Here is a 16,949-nt window from a genome sequence, read left to right on the forward strand (position 1 = left end):
TTGGCTTGCCAACTGCAGGGCTACCGTTCGCGCCAGCGGGCCGGAGGCCTTAAGCCCGCCCTGTACTGCGAAGCAGTCAGGGTCGGGTAGTTTACTGAATTAGGATGGGAAAGCGTGGTTTTGCCGTGTCGGCCCGCTTATTCTTCTCTTGGGTAGGTCTGGAGCAGCGCAGATGGCAGTTTACGAGGGCAATTTTGTTCAGACGGAGGATCTGCGTCTGGCCATTGTCATCGGTCGGTTTAACGACCTGATCACCGGCAAATTGTTAGAAGGGTGCCAGGACGCGCTGAAGCGGCATGGTGTGGATGTCGGCCCGGAGAGCAAGCAGGTGGACTACTACTGGGTGCCCGGCAGTTTTGAGGTGCCTTTGCTGGCCCACCAACTGGCCCAATCTCGCCGTTATGACGCCATCATCTGCCTGGGGGCAGTGATTCGCGGGCAAACTCCCCACTTCGACTATGTGGCGGCGGAGGTCTCCAAAGGCATTGCGGCGGCAGGATTTCGTACCGGAGTGCCGGTTATTTTCGGGATCCTCACCGCCGATACCCTGCAGCAGGCTCTGGAGCGGGCCGGGGTCAAGAGCAACAAAGGTTGGGAATACGCCATGAGTGCCCTGGAGATGGCTACTCTGATGCGCCAAGTTGCCCCCGTGCTCCAAGGCAGCTACAGCCACAGCGGCAACGGGGCCGGATCCCGTCCGTCTCTGCCCGGTGGAGCGGAAGCCCTGCAGTCTACCCTGGACAGCGCTGCCTATTGAGGGCGGGTGAGGCGAGTCAGCACTTCGTTGGAGCGCTGCACAAAGGCCCGCGCGGCTGCCGGGTCAAAGCTTTTCTGGGTAATCAAAGCCAGATCGTAGATGTGATTGCAGATGAGGTGAACCAAGTCGGGATCCCGGCCCTGATCGGCAAGAGACTGCAGGTTTTGGATAAGGGGATGGGCCGTGTTCAGAACCAGGGTGTGCTCTTCCAGAAACTCCAGCGGCTTTTGCTGGATGACGGCGTTGAGCTCCTGTAGGCGCCGCAGCGTCTCCGGCAGCAAGATCATGGCCGGAACCGACTCCGATTTAAGGGCTTCTGCTTGGATCTGCAACTTGTCTTTGCCCAGGGCTTGTCGGAAGAGATCGATCAACTTTTGGCTGCGGGTTTTTTGCGTTACCGGGTCAACAATTTCGGCGGCTTTGTCTTTATCCACCAGCGTTTCGTCCAGCTCAGAGTCCACCCGCTTAAATTGGATCCCTTCTTCTTTGTATTCCCGCTCCAAAAAGCTGCTGAAGTGGCTGTCGATCCAGCTATCCAACATGATCACTTCCAGTCCTTGAGAGCGGTGGAGATCGATGTAGGCACTCTGGGCAGCCTCATCGGTGGCGTAGTAAACTCGCTTGTTTTGCTTGTCGCGAGTGCGCTCCAGGTACGCTTTCAGGGTCACATATTCGGGTTTATCGGCAGGGGATCCGGCCACTCGGAAAATGAGAATATCCTTAATCTGGGCAAAGAACTTGTCGTTGTTCATCGCCCCAAACTTCATAAAGAGGCTGATGTCGGGCCAGACCTTGACGTATTTTTCGTAATCTTCCCTGTACAGTTCATTGAGACGATCCGCCACCTTTTTGGCAACGTGATCCCCAATGCGCCTTACGGTGCGGTCATTTTGCAAGAAGCTGCGAGAGACGTTGAGAGGAATATCCGGGCTGTCGATGGCCCCCCGCAGAGGCAGGAGAAACTTGGGGATAACTTCCTCACAGTTATCTTGGACAAAGACTTGATTGCAGAACAGCTTGACTTGACCCTTGGTGGGATCAATATCCGGGCGCAACTTGGGGAAATAGAGGATCCCTTGCACGATGAAGGGATAGTCGGTGTTGATGTGCACCCAGAAATGGGGATCCTCTTGAAAGGGATAGAGGTAGCGATAAAACTCTAGGTAATCCTCATCTTTGAGTTCGGAAGGTGAGGTTCTCCACAGGGGCTTTTGCTTGTTGATCACTTCCCCGTTTAACTTGATGGGAACGGGGATGAAATCGCAGTATTTACGAACCAATTCCCGAATGCGGCTTGGCTCCAGGTATTCTTCATTTTCGGGGGTGATGTAAAGGGTAACGGTGGTGCCGATGCTGGAGCGCTCAGAATCGGAGAGGGTAAAAGTAGTGGTGCCGTCACAAGCCCACTTCACCGGCGTGCTGCCGGGCCGATAGGAGAGGGTGTCGATCTCCACCCGCTGCGACACCATAAAAGAGGAGTAGAATCCTAGACCAAAGTGGCCAATGATTGCTTGCTCTGCGTCTTTGCCCTTGTACTTTTGAATGAACTCTTCAGCGCTGGAAAAAGCCACCTGGTTGATGTATTTTTTCACTTCCTCGGCAGTCATGCCAATGCCGTTATCGGCCACCGCTAAGGTCTTGGCCTCCTTGTTGAGGGCAATCGTAATCTCCGGCTCTGGGAGATCTGCCACTTCGCCGGCAAGGCTGGCCATCTTCAGCTTGGTGATGGCATCAGCAGCATTGGAGATCAGCTCCCGCAAGAAGATCTCTCGATCCGAGTAGAGAGACTGCTTGATGATGGGAAAGATGTTCTCGGTGTGGATGGTGATGGATCCCTGTTCCAGCACGGTCATAGGTGGCTCAGCACTCAAACAAGCTCAGTGCTAATCTACAGAGACCGAAAAGTCCCCGACAAGCAGGCTCTTTTTCGGAAATCCGCACTCGCAACCGAACCGGCTCTCTAGAGCTGAGCTGCTCCGGGCGGAGCTTGGGTTTGGCCGTTGGCGTCAGCGGCGCGGAGTGCTTCATCCAAAGCCAACTGTTGAGCCCAATCTTGGCCGACTCGAATGGTGACATCGGAGTTGAGAACGCCAGTAGATTCTACCCGCACTTCTCCCAGGCCAATGGCGGCGCGGATCTGTTTAGCCCCCTCCCGATCCCCGCTCTGGGCGAGGATCTCCGTTTGCTGCAGCACCTGAGTGCTGTCTTCCACGGCAAAAGCATGGGCGTATCCTTGCCTCACCAATTCTTGCACCATACGGCGGGCCATCCCCGGCTCTCCGGTTGCGTTTTGCACGGCTATGCGCAGGCGGTGTGGAGGAATGCGGGCTACCTCTGCCTCCAGGCCAAAGTGGGAGACGGCCACCCGTCGGATCCCGGCTGGATCCGGCAGCCAGTAGCTGGTGGAGAATTCTCCCGGCTGACTGAAGCGGCCCGGCAGCAGCACCAGGTCGATGCGATCGCCCCCAGAGGTGAGGACAAACTTGGCCAAGCTCAGAACCTCTTCCCAGGTGAGGTTGGTATCGAGGTTGGTGCGGATAACCTGCAAAATCTTTGGGATCCGCGGCCAGACAGCAGGGGAGAGCAGTTCCCGGCTCAGGGCCCGCAGCAATTCCTGTTGCCGTTGCACCCGACCGATATCCCCCAATCCCAGGTGATCGCGGCGAAAGCGGGCAAAGTGGTGGGCTTGTTCTCCATTGAGGCGTTGCCAGCCGGGCTCCAGGTGGATGAACAACTGCTGGGTGTGATCTGCGTACTGCATCGGTTCCGGCACGTAGATTTCCACGCCGCCCACCGCATCGATCAGCTTTTCCAGAGCGTCGGTATTGAGGCGAATGTAGCGGTCAATCGGGATCCCACCCATCAAGTGGCTGACCACCTGGGCCGTCAGCGCCGGGCCCCCTGCCAAGTTGGCAGCATTGATCTTGGCCACACCAAAGCCAGGCAAGCGCACACGAGTATCGCGGGGGATGGACAAAACGGTAATCCGCCGCGCCTGGGGATCAAAGCGGGCCAAGAGAATGGTGTCGCTGCGGGTGTGGAAGCGATCTCGCTCTGTGGGCAAGGGCAGGGTGGGATCCGGGTTGTCCGTGCCGAGAATGAGGATATGCAACGAGCGATCCAGAGCCGCAGCCCGTAAGGCATCGGGACGGAAGGCTTCTTGTTCTGCAGGAGTGAGGGAAGTTGGGATCACCTGACGGGGCAACATCACGGCCAAGAGGGCACCGGCAGAACCCGCCAACACAGCCGTGAACCCCAACAACAGCCAGAGGATCCCCTGACGAATGGCCTGCTGACGAGCTGCGCGGACACGGTCAGGACGGGGGGGATAGTGGAAGGAGGGCATCAGGTCAGACCAGGCCTCGCGAGCGCGTACAGGAAAGGGTGTACTGTCTGGGTGGTGTTGCCAACTCCACCAATTCAAGGCCATGTTACCCTATCCTCAGTTTTCAGAGTTGTCTGGATCCAACTTCAGCGAGGTAGCAGTCGCCACAGGGGGATCCCTGCAGCCGTTGTCGGGAAAGTCAGAGGTGCATCTTTGGCTGCAGACAGTCCCCCCGTTGGAGAAGTTGCTCCCCCAGCTCGGCCTTCTTTCCCCTGAAGAATGTCGGCGGGCAGAGCGTTTACAACTGCCGGCAGATCGGCGCCGCTTTCTGGCCGGTCGTCTTGGGTTGCGGAGCTTGCTTAGCCGCTACAGCGGCATTCCGCCCCAGGGGATCCCCCTCGACCACAGTTCTACCGGCAAACCCTACTGGCGGGATCCACCCCTGCCGCTGCAGTTTAACCTCAGCCACTCCCACGAGCGCGTCCTGATCGGCCTGAGATGGCAATACCGCATTGGAGTGGATCTGGAATGGGTTCGACCTGTGCTCCGCTGGCAGCGCATCGCCCAACGCTATTTTTCGGCTGCTGAGCAGGGCCGTTTGGCCAGCTGTCCAGCTCCAGAGCGAGATGCCCTTTTCTTTCAAATGTGGACACAAAAGGAGGCGCTCCTGAAGGGAACAGGCAGGGGTCTGGCCGGCTCCAGAGCTTTGGACGGGGACTCTTGCTGGGTAACCCTACCCCTTCGGGTTGCCGGTGGCTACGCCGCTGCGGTAGCCCTTGAAATAAGGAAAGACGGAGAGGAAGCCCCAGCCGTGCGGCTCTACGAGGATGTGGATGGCTAGACAGGGCAGAAGGGAATCAAAACCTCTCCGCCTAGAGATGCTATCTTGAGTTTCCAGGCTACTCGCAGAGGAGTGAGAAGGGAGGAGTGAGAAGTGAGAAGGAGGAATCTCTTCTCTTTGCTCTTTTCTCTCTCCTCGTTGCTCTTTTCTCTTTGCTCTTTCCTCTCTCCTCGTTGTTGCAATGTTAAACAGGTTCTGTCATTTCCTGGTGCTGGGAATCTGGCTATCGGCCCTCATGATTGGGATCCCGCATCCGGTATGGGCGCGGGATCTCTCCAGACAAACGCCGCAGGAGAAGGTTATTGAGTTGGGTACTGCCGACAATCAGTTGGTGTTTGTGCCCAAGGAACTGTCTTTTCGCAACGGCAGCCTCTACCGTCTCCGCCTGAGCAACCCCAGCCAACTGAAGCACTATTTCAGCGCCAAGGATTTTGCCGATGCCGTCTGGACCCGCAAGCTGGACGTGGCCGGCGTGGAAATTAAGGGCCAGATCCGAGAACTGGAGCTGAAGCCAGGCGCTTCGGTGGAGTGGCAATTTATTCCTCTGAAATCTGGAGTCTACGCTTTGGTTTGCACCATCCCCGGCCACGCTGAAGCGGGCATGATTGGGCAGATGACCATTGGCGATTAAGCCATTTTCCCTAGGCTAGCCGGTGATAAAGAGGGTAGAAAAGGGAGAAGGACGCTGCCAGGCCAATCCATGAAAAACCCGCTCACGCCCAAAGCCCTTCGCGCTGCCGACGCGAACGCGGAACACTGGACTCGGGGATGCCAGGCAGCCCCCCCTCGAAAGAGCAGGCTCTCCCTTTCGGAACGGGTTGCTGGCTATGCCCTCGCGCTTCTCTCCCTCACTGCCGTCCACGGGATCCGCTACTACAACGAACCACAACTGACCGTCGGCAGCCGCTCCCCGCAGACGTTTCTCGCCCCTGCTGCGGCGGAGATCGAAGATGTGGAGGCTACCCAGGCCCGACAAGCTGAGGCGCGACGGCGGGTGGTTCAGGCCCTCAAAATCAACAGCACCGCCAACGACAGCATGCGGCAAAACCTGGAGGGTCTCCTGGCTGAGGTGGAGGCCATCCGCCAAGAGGCAGGTTCTCTGCCCTATGTTTCTGTCCAGTTGCTGTCTCTGCCAACGCAGATCTACCTGCGCCAGCTTTCCCCAGAGGAGTGGGAACTCCTTCAGGCTCGCGCCCGACAAGAGGCCATCCGCGGAGCCACCCCATCTCCTTTGGAAGAGCCTTCTTCGGGGCGACCGGAGCAGCTTCCTCCGGAGCAGCGGGCCAAGCAAGAGCTTGTCGAGGTTTGGCAGCGGGTCTGGTTGGACGGATCGGCCACCCAGATGGCGGCGACGGATCCCTATACTCAGCTAATTGCCCAGGTGGAAGCGGCGCAGCAGCGCTATCGGGCAGCTTTGCCGGCTCTGGAGCAGCTCACCCCCCCTGTTCCGGCCACAGTTCTCAACTTGGCAGATGCGGATTGGCAGCATTTGCAAACCTTGAGCCGGCGGGTCTTGGAGCGCCTGCAGAAGATAGGGATTGTGGATGGCCTGCCCCGCGAAGTTCGTGCCGAAGGGATCCAAGCCCAACTGGACGATTTGATTTTTCCGGGCAGCGCCGCCCAACGACAGGAGCTGCAGGCCCTGGTCTATCAGTGGCTGCAGCAGGTGCTCATTCCCAACGTGGAGGTGGATCCCCAGCGCACCGAGCAGCGCATCCGCGCCGAGCTGGAAAAAGTCGAGCCGGTTCTGATCTCGGTTGCCGAGAACCAGGTGATCGTGCGAGCAGATCAGCTCATCACTCCTGAAATTTTTCTCATCTTGGACCACTTTGGGCTCACCCAGCGCGGGATCAACGTCTGGGGCTTGGTGGGGGTGGCCGGCGTGATGGGCCTGGGCCTGGCTGTCTTTGTGCCTCTGCAGCAACGCTTGCGGCCAGGGTTGCGCCGCCGGGATCGGGTGTTGATCCTCATAGTTTCCCTGACCGCTCCCCTTTTGGCGGCCTTGTTCAAGCTGGAGTTCAGCTCCCTGCCGGCAGTGGGGCTGTTGCTGGGCAGTTTTTACGGGGCAGGGCTGGGCTTGGTGGTGGTGGTAGGCCAGGCGCTGTTTTTGCCCTTGGTCTCCCCTGTCAACCTGCTCACCCTTGTACCCTTGCTCTCCAGCAGCGTGGTGGCCTCTGCCCTGGCCGGGCGTTCCCGTTCCCGCGAAGAGCTGGCCTTGTTGGGAGGAGGAGCGGCAGCGGTGCAGATGCTGGCCTACGGGGCGGTTAGCTTGGCCACCACCGGTGGCATCGACCTGTTGGCCATGGCTTTGGCAGGGGGAACCAGCTTGGGATGGAGCATTGTTGCCCTGGGAGCCAGCCCCTACCTGGAGCGCCTATTTGACTTAGCCACCCCCATTCGTCTGATCGAGTTGAGCAATCCCAATCGCACGCTGCTGCGGCGGCTGGCTGCAGAGGCCCCCGGCACCTTCCAGCACACTCTGCTTGTGGCCACTTTGGCAGAACGGGCTGCCCAGAAGCTGAACCTCAACGTGGAGCTGGTGCGCACCGGCACTCTTTACCACGACATCGGCAAGATGCTGCAGGCCCGCTACTTCATCGAGAACCAGATGGGCAGCCTCAACCCCCACACCCAACTGGACGATCCCTATCGCAGTGCTCAGATTATCAAGGCCCACGTCAGCGATGGCTTGCGCCTGGCCAAGCAATATAATCTGCCTACCGCCGTCCAGGCGTTTATCCCTGAGCACCAGGGGACGATCCTGATTGCCTACTTCTACCATCAAGCCCAGATGAAAGCCGGGGGTCAGCCCGTACCCGAAGAGCCGTTCCGCTACGATGGCCCGATCCCCCAGAGCAAGGAGACGGGGGTGGTGATGATGGCCGATGCCTGTGAAGCCGCCCTGCGCAGCATGACTCTGAGCGATGGCTTCGGCCCCGATGTGGTCGAGCGGGCAAAAGCTGTTGTCCGCAAAATTGCCCAGGCCCGTTGGCAAGATGGCCAGTTGGTTGATAGTGGGCTGACGCTGGAGGATTTGGAGGTGGTGGCAGACGCTTTCGTGGAGGTCTGGCGGGAATCCAACCACGAGCGCATCCCCTACCCCAGTTTCACCCCTGCCCCCTCGCTGCCTGAGACTCCTTCTGCTCAGGCCCAGATCCCGGTGTTGATGAGCCCCTCTACGGGATCCCCTTAGCCAAGTAACCTCTTCCCGAAGAAGCTGGGTAGGTAGAGAAAGGTCTAGCCCTGCGGCTCATCGATCAGTACGATAGGGGATCGTTCTGTGGACCCAGTATGAACCAAGGCAGTCCTAGGATTTGCAGCCCTAGGCGGAGGATTTTTGTTTTATTGTTTTTGGATGGCCTGCTGAATGCTTCATGAAGCTCCTACTTCCTCTGCCGATCCCAAAGCTTCTGCAGCTCCTTTTCAGATTCCACCTCTGTCTCAGTCCAGCCCTGTCCAACTGTCGCTGGTCATTCCCACCTACAACGAAGCCTCCAGTATCTGCAGCCTGATCCGGCAGTTGTGTGCCCACCTAGACACGATTCTGCCTGGAAGCTATGAGTTGATTGTGGTGGATGACAATAGCCCCGATTACACTGCCAAAGTGGCCCAAGGATTGCAAAAAGAATTCCCTCAACTGCAAGTCATTTGTCGCCACCACGAACGAGGCCTGGCCACTGCCGTGCTGCGGGGATGGCAAGCTGCCCGCGGCGAGGTGTTGGGGGTTATGGATGGGGATTTGCAGCATCCGCCGGAGATTGTCCTCAAATTGTGGCCGCTCATCCAGAAAGGGGCAGATTTGGTGGTGGGCAGCCGCTATGCACCATCGGGAGGGGTGAGCCACTGGAGCCTGGGCCGGCGCATTGTCTCCCGCGGGGCCCAATGGATTGGGCTGGTTCTGCTGCCGGGAGTTTTCAGCCGTGTTTCCGATCCGTTGAGCGGACTGTTCCTGGTCAGACGCCAAGCCATTGCCGGGATCCCGCTCAACCCCAAGGGTTACAAGCTGCTGATCGAGGTGCTGGCGCGGGGCCGGGTGAAAACCATTGCTGAAGTCGGCTACATCTTTCAGGAGCGCCAAAACGGGGAGAGCAAAATCCAACTGCAAACTTGTCTCCAATATCTCCACCACCTGATGGTGCTGCGCTTTTCGCTAGGGCAGGTGGGATCCTTTTTGCGCTTCAGCACAGTTGGCCTATCCGGCACCTTGGTGGACATGGCTTTGCTCTATGTTTTGCACGATCCCACCAACTTGGGATGGGATCTCATAACCAGTAAGCTGGTTGCTTCGGAGGTGGCCATTCTCAATAACTTCCTCTGGAACGACCTGTGGACTTTTCGCCATGTGACCCGCTTGCAGCCGGGGCCCTGGAATCGCCTGAAGCGGTTGGCGAAGTTTAACGTTATCTGCTTAATTGGCTTGGTTCTCAACACTTCACTGGTGACCTTGCTGAGCGAGCGCTTGGGCATTCATTATTTGTTGGCCAACTTAATTGCCATCGGTATTGTTGTATTCTGGAACTTCTACCTCAACTCCAAGCTGAGCTGGAGGAGTGCAGAGGTTAAGTCGGACTCTGTGGGTGGCCAGTCTTGAGTATGGCTTTTTCCAGGAAGAGCCAATAGGAAAGTACGGGCATTTCGCTCATTTCCTCACGGTCTGGGCCCCCTTTGGCATCCACCTTCGCCCCTTGTTCCTATGGCTGCGCTAAGTAGAGTTAGGGCGGATCCCCTCTAGGGCGATGATCTCCTGGATCACCGAGCGAACAACGGGAGCAGCCGTCGTCGAGCCGAAGGCATCTTCCCCCTGGGGCTCGTCGATCACCGCCAAGATCACGTAATTGGGGCGAATGGCCGGGAAATAGCCCACAAAACTGGTGATGCGCTTGCCGGGCAAATAGCCCCCCCGTGGCCCGGCTTTCTGGGCAGTGCCGGTTTTGCCGCCGATCTCATACCCCTCGATCTTGGCCGATTGCCCGGTGCCAAAGTCCACCACATCCCGCATTTGGATACGCACTGCCAGCGTGGCTTGCTCGGATAGTACCCGCACCGGCTGCGGCTGCGGGGATCCCCAAACCAGAGTATCCGTATCCTTTTCCACCAAGCCTCGCACCACATGGGGCTGTACTTTCAGTCCGCCATTGGCAATGATGCAGTGCATGGCAGCCAACTGTAGAGGAGTGAGGGCCAGCCCCTGGCCGAAAGCGACAGTGGCCCGCTCCACCGGCACCGTAACAAACTGTCGCAGCGGTTTCAAACGGCTGGCCGGCTCAAAGGGCAAATCCACGCCACTGCGCTCGTTGAACCCCAGCCGCACCAAGGCATTGTAGTACTGGCGGGGATCCAGCTTGCGCATCAGGTGTACCATACCCACATTGCTGGATTGCCGCAGGATATCCGTGACGCTCATCCAGCCATGGGCCCCTCGCTGGTGGTAGTCGTAATTTTGAATGGGCCACTGACCGATGAGAATCCGACCCTCGTCATAGACCCGTTCATCTGCTGTAAAGGCTCCAGCATCCAACCCAATGGCAATGTTGATGGGCTTGAAGGTGGATCCCGGCTCATACAAATCCGTTACGGCCCAGTTGCGAAAAAGACCGGGGTCATACTCGAAGTAGCGGTTGGGATCGTAGGTGGGCTCGCTCACCAGCGCCAGGATTTCCCCTGTCTGGGGCTGGAGGACAATCACCGTGCCCCGCAGGGCTCGAAACCGCTCCAGTTGCACTTTCAGGGCAGCGCGGGCAGCTCTTTGCAGGCGCATATCTAGGGTAAGTTGCAGCACCGTCTCGCCGGATTGCAGCAGCCCTTCCGGCACCTCGGCAGCCAACAGTCGTCCGTAGCCATCGCGAGGAATGGTAACAGGCTGAACAGTACGCTCCAGCAGCTCTTGCCGGGAATATTCGACTCCCGCTTGGCCCTGATGATCCAGATCCACATAGCCCACCACCTCGGCGGCCATCTCTTTTTGGGGGTAAATGCGTTGCCGCTCGCTCACCAGCTCCAGGCCATCCAGATGCAGAGCCTGAATTTGATCTGCCACCTCCTGGGATACCCAGCGCTCCACCCGCACTGCCTGATTGGCCGATAGCCGCTGCGCCAGTTGCTCTACTGGACGCCGCAACAGGGGAGCAAGAGCGGTGGCAATTTCCTCTGGAGTGCGTTTGCCAAAGAGGCGGGGATGAGCCCAGAGAGTATAGACGGGGCGATCTACGGCCAGCAATTCTGCCTGCTGCTTGGCAATAGAATGACGATCCACAATTGAGCGACGAGGAATGAAAGGTCTTAGCTGGGCTCGCTGCTGGGCTTCGGCTCGCTGCTGCAACAGGGGTGCCTGTTGATGTTGCAAATAAACCAGACGTGCTCCTGTTACAAATACGGCGATGATTAAAGCCAGTCCGGTCATGCCGGCGCGAAAGTCAAGCTGGCGGGCCGTCGGGATCCGCTCCCCCAAGAGCCATCCCAGCGCTGTTCCCCACTGCCTAGAGCTTCGCGGTGAAGGGATCCAAGAACCTCTGCGTCGGCGCCGTTGAGCAAGTTGCCGGCCATTTTGCCTTGTCTCCAGAGATTTCGGCACAGGCCGCCCTACCCTAGCCCTAGGTCTGCCTTCCATTGCAATCCTCACATGAGCACCACCGCTAGTTTGGCGCTCATCCCTCTGTTATGCCACCCCACAGCTTTTGGAAGAGACCTTGGGATCCCGAAAAGCAGCCAGGACATTTTAGAGGTATTGGAGATAACATAATACCTCAGAACATGAATTAGGTGCGGGCAAATCCTCAGACTTTTCGCACTTGGATCCGCAGTTTTAAATCACATTCAAAAGAAACTGGGAGGATATGAAAAACCCAACTCACTTGCGTACATTCAACAGCTCAAACCTTTAACTTGCTTGATTTAAAACCTCTTCCCGGCGCCTCGTGCAGTCAGCCACTCAATTTCCGCTCCTGGTTGGAGAGAGGGGAAGTTGAATACAGCACAGCGAAAACCGGAGGACTTACTGCTTTTCATAATTTTTTAAACGCTTCGTATTCTCGGAAACAGACGACCGGCAGACTAGCAAGCCATAATCTAAACAAATCCAGCTTTCCCGGAGTTGAGTCTATGAAATGCGTGGAGGAGAGCCCCAACAAGCGCGTGTACCAAGAGTCTTCTGTAGGTTTCCTTGGGTCTCTTGCTACTTTTGTTTTTATCTGTTTCTTTGCGTTCATCCTTTTTATGGCTTTATCTTCGATCTGGTCTTCCCAGGGTGAGCGCCGTTTCACTTGTTTTCGAGTTGACCAGTCTACGGTTAATTGTGAAGTGTCTTTCCAGCCGTTTCTACCTTTGCCGAGCCAAACTACACTTCACATAGATGTAAGAGGAGCTGCAGTCAAAACTGAAATTGTGGAGGATGACGACGGAGAAAGGACTGAGCGCTACTATGTCACGCTGGAAAAGCCTACAGGGGAAACCCCAGCCTGGTTGGCCTTTGGTGAAAGTGAAGCTCAGGAATTGGCAAGGCGCGTTGATTCTTTTGTGAACAGTACAGAGAGTCGGCTCTTGATAGATATCGATAGATTTCACTTACTGGAGTTAGTGTTTGCGATCTTGTATTCTCTCCTTCCAGGGCTATTTCTGGCTCTACTTCTTTGGGTAGGAGCTCTCATGCTGAAGGTGTCTTTTTGGTGTCGCCGTCTAACGTTTGACCGCTCTAGGTACCAAATCCAAGAGGAGCACCTTACTCCTTTTGGGTCGCTAGGGCGGAAAACTTATTCCTTTGGAGATGTACAGCAGATTTTGGTTCAGGCCAAAAGGAATTTTGTTGAATTCTTTTCGGTAGAAGTGAAATTGCAATCGCGGAAACCTTTGCTGTCAGTCTGCTACACTGATAAGGAACCAGAGGCGCGGGCAGAGGCCGAGAAGCTGGGTCAATTTTTGGGGTGTCCGGTCATTTTGCCGGAGGCAAAATCATAATACTAGAGGGACGTAGCCCCGAGAGGTATTCAAGGTAAGTTAGATCTGTCCATCTGCCCATAGGGATCCCCTCCATTGCCTAGAGCGGTTTGGCTAATCCTGGGGTTGGGCTTGTTCATGCGGGGCCTGGTGGCTGCCCTTTTGCCGCCGGGCTTTGACGAAGCCTACTACTACCTCTACACCCGCCATCTGGATTGGAGCTATTTTGACCATCCGCCGCTGGTGGCCTGGACAACGGGCTTGGGGCCTGCCTTGACCGGCCAGGTGTCGGCTTTTTCTATTCGACTGGGATCCCTGCTGCTGTATTGTGGCTCTTCCCTATTCCTCTACTACACCGGAGCGCGCCTTTTCTCTGATCGGGCAGGACTGATCAGCTTGGCGGCTATCAGCATCGCGCCGATCCTTTGGATTGGGTTTGGGGTGCTGACCTTGCCGGATAGCCCGCTGGTCTTTTTTACGGCAGCAACCCTATGGGTGGCCAGCCAGGAGTTTTTCCCGGTGCCTTTGGGGCAGGGGAAATTGGGAGTCTATGGGGCGGCTCGCTATCGGCCAGGGCCTAGGCTAGCGCTCATAGGTCTCTTGGTGGGGCTGGCCTGCTTGGGGAAGTACCACGGCTTGGCTTTGGGGTTCGGCCTGGTACTCTTTTGTCTGCTCAGCCCAGTTCATCGCTGTGCCTTGAGGTCGGGCTGGACGGTGCTGGCGGTGCTGGGCTTTGTGCTGGCCTTCAGCCCGGTGCTGATCTGGAACGCCCAGCAGGATTGGGTCTCCTTTCGCTTTCAGGCGGGGCGGGCGGTGCCGGAGGCAGGGTATCAACTGCCAGCGCTGGGGCTGACGATCCTTTCTGAAATCTTTTACCTGTTCCCCAGCTTGGGGATCCCTTTGGGGTGGGCGAGTTTGGCAGGGACGGGTCGGGTGGCCCTGCAGATTCTCCGCGGGATGCGGCTGACGGATGAAGAGCTCAAGCACCTTTTGATCCTGGCCTGTGGATTACCGCTGGTGTTGGCCTTTACCTTGATGGGAGGCTACCGGCCCATCTTGCCCACCTGGCCCATGCCGGGGTTTTGGGTGCTGACGCTGCTGCTGGGATCCTTCTGGGAACGGTGGCCGGGAGCGAAGCGAACCTTAGTGGGGACGGCGGTGATGGTGAGTTTGGTGGTGGGGGTGGGGCTGGCCCATGTGCGCTATGGCCTGCTGCAGGCTCCTGGCGGGCTGGGCCTGTGGCCTGTGGAGCAGGATCCCTCTACTCAGCTCATTGAAATTGAGCAGTTGCGGCAGCGCTTTCGGACGGATCCCCGCCTGGCTCAGGCCCTTGAGGAGGCAGAGTTCGTTTTTACCAATGTCTATTTTTTGGGCGGTCAGATCGCCATGGCCCTGGCTCCGCTGACGGACAAGCCTCTGACCTGCCTGGATGCGGATTTGCGGGGCTTTGCCTTTTGGTCGCAGCCGCAGGACTGGCTGGGGCAGGATGGGCTGCTCATCACTTCCAAGCTGTTCCAGCCGAGGGCAGGGATCCCAGCCACCTATGGCGACTACTTTGCCCAAATCGAGCCTGTGGCCGAGGTTCCCCTGGTGCGGGCAGGGGCGGTGGCGCAAACCTTTCAGGTGTACCTGGCTCGACAGATGCGCAAGCCCTATCCCCGCCCTTATTCCCGCCTGCAATAACAGCAGAGGACATCCTGGGCAAAGCTAGAGGGGGCGATGTCTGTCGAACCAGCGCATCAGCATTGCAGCCAAGCGTTCGGGGTTGTGGCGCACCAAGCCGGTCTCTGGATCCTCCTGCATGACGTTAGCCAAAACGGCGCGGCAGCCCAGGTAAGCCAGTTTGTCGGGATCCAGCACCACAAACTCAGAACCGCTGCGGCGGTAATGCTCCAAAGCGCGCGGGGAGGGTGGCTCCCGCTGCACCAGCACGCCGTCAAATAGGCGCACTCCTGCCACCCGATCCAGAGCCATGACGTGATCCCCAACAGTATAGCCGTCGGTTTCCCCCGGCTCGGTCATGATGTTGCAGACGTAGATGTGGGGGGCCATATTTTTGGCCAGAGCTTCCACAATTTCCGGTACCAACAGGTTAGGGATGATGCTGGTGTAGAGGCTACCCGGCCCCAGCACCACAAACTCTGCCGCCTCAATAGCCTCGATGACTTCCGGTAGGGCGGGAGGGTTGGGGGGGTCACAGCCGATTCGGCAAATGCGTCCTCCGGCTTTGGCAATGTTGGACTCTCCCACCACGCGGCGGCCATCGCTCAGCTCCGCCCAAAGGGTGACATCCGCCAGGGTGGCCGGCAGCACCCGCCCCTGAATGGCCAAGACTTGCGAGGTGGCAGTGATGGCCCGAATCAAGTCGCCGCCGGTTACCGCGGTGAGGGCAGTGATGAACAAATTGCCGAAGCTGTGGCCGCTCAACCCTTCCCCCGACTGGAAGCGATATTGAAACAGCTCGGTGAGCAGCTTTTCCTCGTTGGCCAGAGCAGTGAGGCAGTTGCGGATATCGCCGGGGGGCAAAACGCCGATCTCCCGCCGCAGACGCCCTGAGGATCCCCCGTCATCGGCCACCGTGACAATGGCTGTGATGTTGGAGCTGTAGCGCTTCAGACCCCGCAGCAGGTTGGAGAGGCCGGTGCCGCCCCCCAGTACCACAATGCGGGGACCACGGCTGAGACGCCGCCGCGACAACAGCTTATCCACCAGCGCTTCATCTCCCTCGGGGATCAGCACATCCTCGATGGAGCGCATGGCGCTGCGAAACCCCAGCACCACCATCACCAGCCCGATCCCAGTCACCAGGGGGCCACTGATGTTGTTCGGGATCCAAGTGGTGATCAGGCGCAGGGTGATGTCGATCAGCCGCTTCAGGCGAAAGATGGGGGTCAACTCCGTCCAGATGGCAATGCCCAGCACCATCAGCAGCACGCCCCCAACCGCCAGGCTCAGCCAGCGTTTAACGGCTAAACCGGGAAAGAGCCATTTCCAGCCACTTCCCGGCCAAGCAGCCTTGCGGCGGCGAATGCCCCAAGCGGCGGACTTGTTGCTGGGCACAGGCTTAGGCATGGGAAGGTGCAGGAACGCCGGCCAAAGGGATCCTAACCTGTTGCTGGGCAACGCCGGCTTCGCCGGGCACCGGGCCAAAGCGGGCTTCCAGCTCCCGCTGAGAGTCGAGCAGATGGCGATGCTGAACCTGAACATTCAGGTCGGGAAGAACGTGGTTGCCGGCAGGGACAGTCCAAGGCTGCAAATCCTGGGCCAGGCGCTCCACCAGGGCCACCGAGCGGTGCTGACCGCCGGTACAGCCGATAGCCAAAGTCAGGTGGGGGCGACGCTCTGCGCGGTAGTGGGGCCAAAACGCTTTGATCAGGGACAAGATGTGCTGGTAGGTGGATTGTGTGATGGGATCCGCAAACAAGAACTCCTGCAGCAGGGGATCCTGCCCAGTGAGGCGACGCAGATGGGGCTGAAAGAAGGGGTTGGGCAAAAAACGCACATCGAACAGCAAGTTGGCATCGGGGGGAACGCCGTATTTGAAACCGAAGCTGACCAGCCTTAGGTTGAGGGGCTGGGGGATCCCTTGCACCAAAGCTTGCAATTGCTGCCGCAGTTGCTGGGCATTGAGGTCGGAGGTATCCAACCAGTGGGTGCAGCGTTCCCGCACCGGGGCCAGAGCCAGCCGCTCTTGCTCAATGGCCTCCCACAAACCCGCAGCTTCCCCGTAGGGATGGGGACGGCGGTGGGCGCTGAGACGGTTGAGCAACACTGGGGAGCGGGCCTCCAAGAATAGGAAAGGGATCCCTTGCGATTGCACCCAAGCAGCCAGGGTGGGAACTTGATCCCGGTACTCCTGGGCGTGGAGATTCAAGCTGATGGCCAAAGCAGCGTGATGGGTCCGCATCGCCTCAACCAAGGGGATCACCTGGGCAGGCGGGATCCCTTCTAGGCTGGTGTACCCCAGTTGTTCCAACTGCTGGATGGCCAAAGTTTTCCCGGCTCCCGTCAGGCCGGCAATGACCAGAACGGGGGGCGCGACTGACATGGGTTTATCCTGCATGGAGCTTATTCTAGGGCGAGAGGCGGCCAAAACA

General features: G+C 58.2%; 13 protein-coding genes. 7 read left to right on the forward strand and 6 right to left on the reverse strand.

The features are described 5' to 3' along the window. Positions 1-172: 172 nt before the first annotated feature. Complete coding sequence (gene ribH, locus ACVWZF_RS10075; protein WP_414421259.1) at positions 173-757, forward strand: 6,7-dimethyl-8-ribityllumazine synthase; 585 nt, start codon at positions 173-175, stop codon at positions 755-757. Here ribH and htpG read toward each other — a convergent pair. After that, the gene (gene htpG, locus ACVWZF_RS10080) at positions 751-2,610 is read right to left on the reverse strand and encodes a molecular chaperone HtpG (RefSeq protein WP_457395793.1); all 1,860 of its coding nucleotides are present in this window, start codon (positions 2,608-2,610) and stop codon (positions 751-753) included. The two genes, ribH and htpG, sit on opposite strands and share 7 nt — an antisense overlap. A 107-nt stretch (positions 2,611-2,717) precedes the next feature. Then, entirely contained in the window at positions 2,718-4,187 is a 1,470-nt protein-coding gene (locus ACVWZF_RS10085) for an LCP family protein (protein WP_011432634.1), read from the reverse strand. Between ACVWZF_RS10085 and ACVWZF_RS10090 the strand changes: the two genes are divergently transcribed. From ACVWZF_RS10090 to ACVWZF_RS10105, 4 genes are all read left to right on the forward strand, one after another. Next, the gene (locus tag ACVWZF_RS10090; protein ID WP_071818151.1) at positions 4,186-4,923 is read left to right on the forward strand and encodes a 4'-phosphopantetheinyl transferase family protein; all 738 of its coding nucleotides are present in this window, start codon (positions 4,186-4,188) and stop codon (positions 4,921-4,923) included. The two genes, ACVWZF_RS10085 and ACVWZF_RS10090, sit on opposite strands and share 2 nt — an antisense overlap. A 208-nt stretch (positions 4,924-5,131) precedes the next feature. After that, a complete protein-coding gene (locus ACVWZF_RS10095; RefSeq protein ID WP_457411370.1) occupies positions 5,132-5,554 on the forward strand; it encodes a plastocyanin/azurin family copper-binding protein in 423 nt (140 codons plus the stop codon). A gap of 69 nt (positions 5,555-5,623) precedes the next feature. Next, complete coding sequence (locus ACVWZF_RS10100) at positions 5,624-8,116, forward strand: HD family phosphohydrolase (RefSeq protein ID WP_457411371.1); 2,493 nt, start codon at positions 5,624-5,626, stop codon at positions 8,114-8,116. 174 nt (positions 8,117-8,290) lie between these two features. Beyond that, positions 8,291-9,514 carry a glycosyltransferase gene (locus ACVWZF_RS10105; RefSeq protein WP_011432630.1) on the forward strand — a complete coding sequence of 408 codons (1,224 nt, stop codon included), beginning with the start codon at positions 8,291-8,293 and terminating at the stop codon, positions 9,512-9,514. 111 nt (positions 9,515-9,625) lie between these two features. Here ACVWZF_RS10105 and ACVWZF_RS10110 read toward each other — a convergent pair whose 3' ends face one another. After that, the gene (locus tag ACVWZF_RS10110; protein ID WP_457385773.1) at positions 9,626-11,371 is read right to left on the reverse strand and encodes a peptidoglycan D,D-transpeptidase FtsI family protein; all 1,746 of its coding nucleotides are present in this window, start codon (positions 11,369-11,371) and stop codon (positions 9,626-9,628) included. Further along, positions 11,320-11,466: a hypothetical protein gene (locus tag ACVWZF_RS10115; RefSeq protein WP_414344636.1), complete on the reverse strand. Its 147-nt coding sequence runs from the start codon at positions 11,464-11,466 to the stop codon at positions 11,320-11,322. Before ACVWZF_RS10115 ends, ACVWZF_RS10110 begins: the two co-directional genes overlap by 52 nt. Positions 11,467-12,021: 555 nt before the next feature. On the opposite strand from ACVWZF_RS10115, the gene ACVWZF_RS10120 reads away from it, so the two are divergent. After that, positions 12,022-12,873 carry a hypothetical protein gene (locus ACVWZF_RS10120; protein ID WP_414388112.1) on the forward strand — a complete coding sequence of 284 codons (852 nt, stop codon included), beginning with the start codon at positions 12,022-12,024 and terminating at the stop codon, positions 12,871-12,873. Between the two features lie 75 nt (positions 12,874-12,948). After that, positions 12,949-14,535 carry an ArnT family glycosyltransferase gene (locus ACVWZF_RS10125; RefSeq protein WP_457411373.1) on the forward strand — a complete coding sequence of 529 codons (1,587 nt, stop codon included), beginning with the start codon at positions 12,949-12,951 and terminating at the stop codon, positions 14,533-14,535. Positions 14,536-14,559: 24 nt separating this feature from the next. Here the strand turns inward: ACVWZF_RS10125 and ACVWZF_RS10130 are convergent, their stop codons facing one another. Together ACVWZF_RS10130 and rapZ are read right to left on the reverse strand one after the other, a co-directional pair. After that, positions 14,560-15,924 carry a gluconeogenesis factor YvcK family protein gene (locus ACVWZF_RS10130; RefSeq protein WP_011432626.1) on the reverse strand — a complete coding sequence of 455 codons (1,365 nt, stop codon included), beginning with the start codon at positions 15,922-15,924 and terminating at the stop codon, positions 14,560-14,562. Continuing rightward, on the reverse strand, positions 15,917-16,900 hold the full coding sequence (gene rapZ / locus ACVWZF_RS10135) for an RNase adapter RapZ (RefSeq protein WP_011432625.1): 984 nt from the start codon (positions 16,898-16,900) through the stop codon (positions 15,917-15,919). Before rapZ ends, ACVWZF_RS10130 begins: the two co-directional genes overlap by 8 nt. Between the last annotated feature and the right edge of the window lie 49 nt (positions 16,901-16,949).

The sequence above is a fragment of the Thermostichus sp. OS-CIW-30 genome, from assembly GCF_054060215.1.

Coding starts and splice junctions, on each gene's coding strand:
- ribH (WP_414421259.1), top strand. CDS start 173: ATGGCAGTTTACGAGGGCAATTTTGTTCAGACGGAGGATCTGCGTCTG.
- htpG (WP_457395793.1), bottom strand. CDS start 2,610: ATGACCGTGCTGGAACAGGGATCCATCACCATCCACACCGAGAACATC.
- ACVWZF_RS10090 (WP_071818151.1), top strand. CDS start 4,186: ATGTTACCCTATCCTCAGTTTTCAGAGTTGTCTGGATCCAACTTCAGC.
- ACVWZF_RS10085 (WP_011432634.1), bottom strand. CDS start 4,187: ATGGCCTTGAATTGGTGGAGTTGGCAACACCACCCAGACAGTACACCC.
- ACVWZF_RS10100 (WP_457411371.1), top strand. CDS start 5,624: ATGAAAAACCCGCTCACGCCCAAAGCCCTTCGCGCTGCCGACGCGAAC.
- ACVWZF_RS10105 (WP_011432630.1), top strand. CDS start 8,291: ATGCTTCATGAAGCTCCTACTTCCTCTGCCGATCCCAAAGCTTCTGCA.
- ACVWZF_RS10115 (WP_414344636.1), bottom strand. CDS start 11,466: ATGGCCGGCAACTTGCTCAACGGCGCCGACGCAGAGGTTCTTGGATCC.
- ACVWZF_RS10120 (WP_414388112.1), top strand. CDS start 12,022: ATGAAATGCGTGGAGGAGAGCCCCAACAAGCGCGTGTACCAAGAGTCT.
- ACVWZF_RS10130 (WP_011432626.1), bottom strand. CDS start 15,924: ATGCCTAAGCCTGTGCCCAGCAACAAGTCCGCCGCTTGGGGCATTCGC.
- rapZ (WP_011432625.1), bottom strand. CDS start 16,900: ATGTCAGTCGCGCCCCCCGTTCTGGTCATTGCCGGCCTGACGGGAGCC.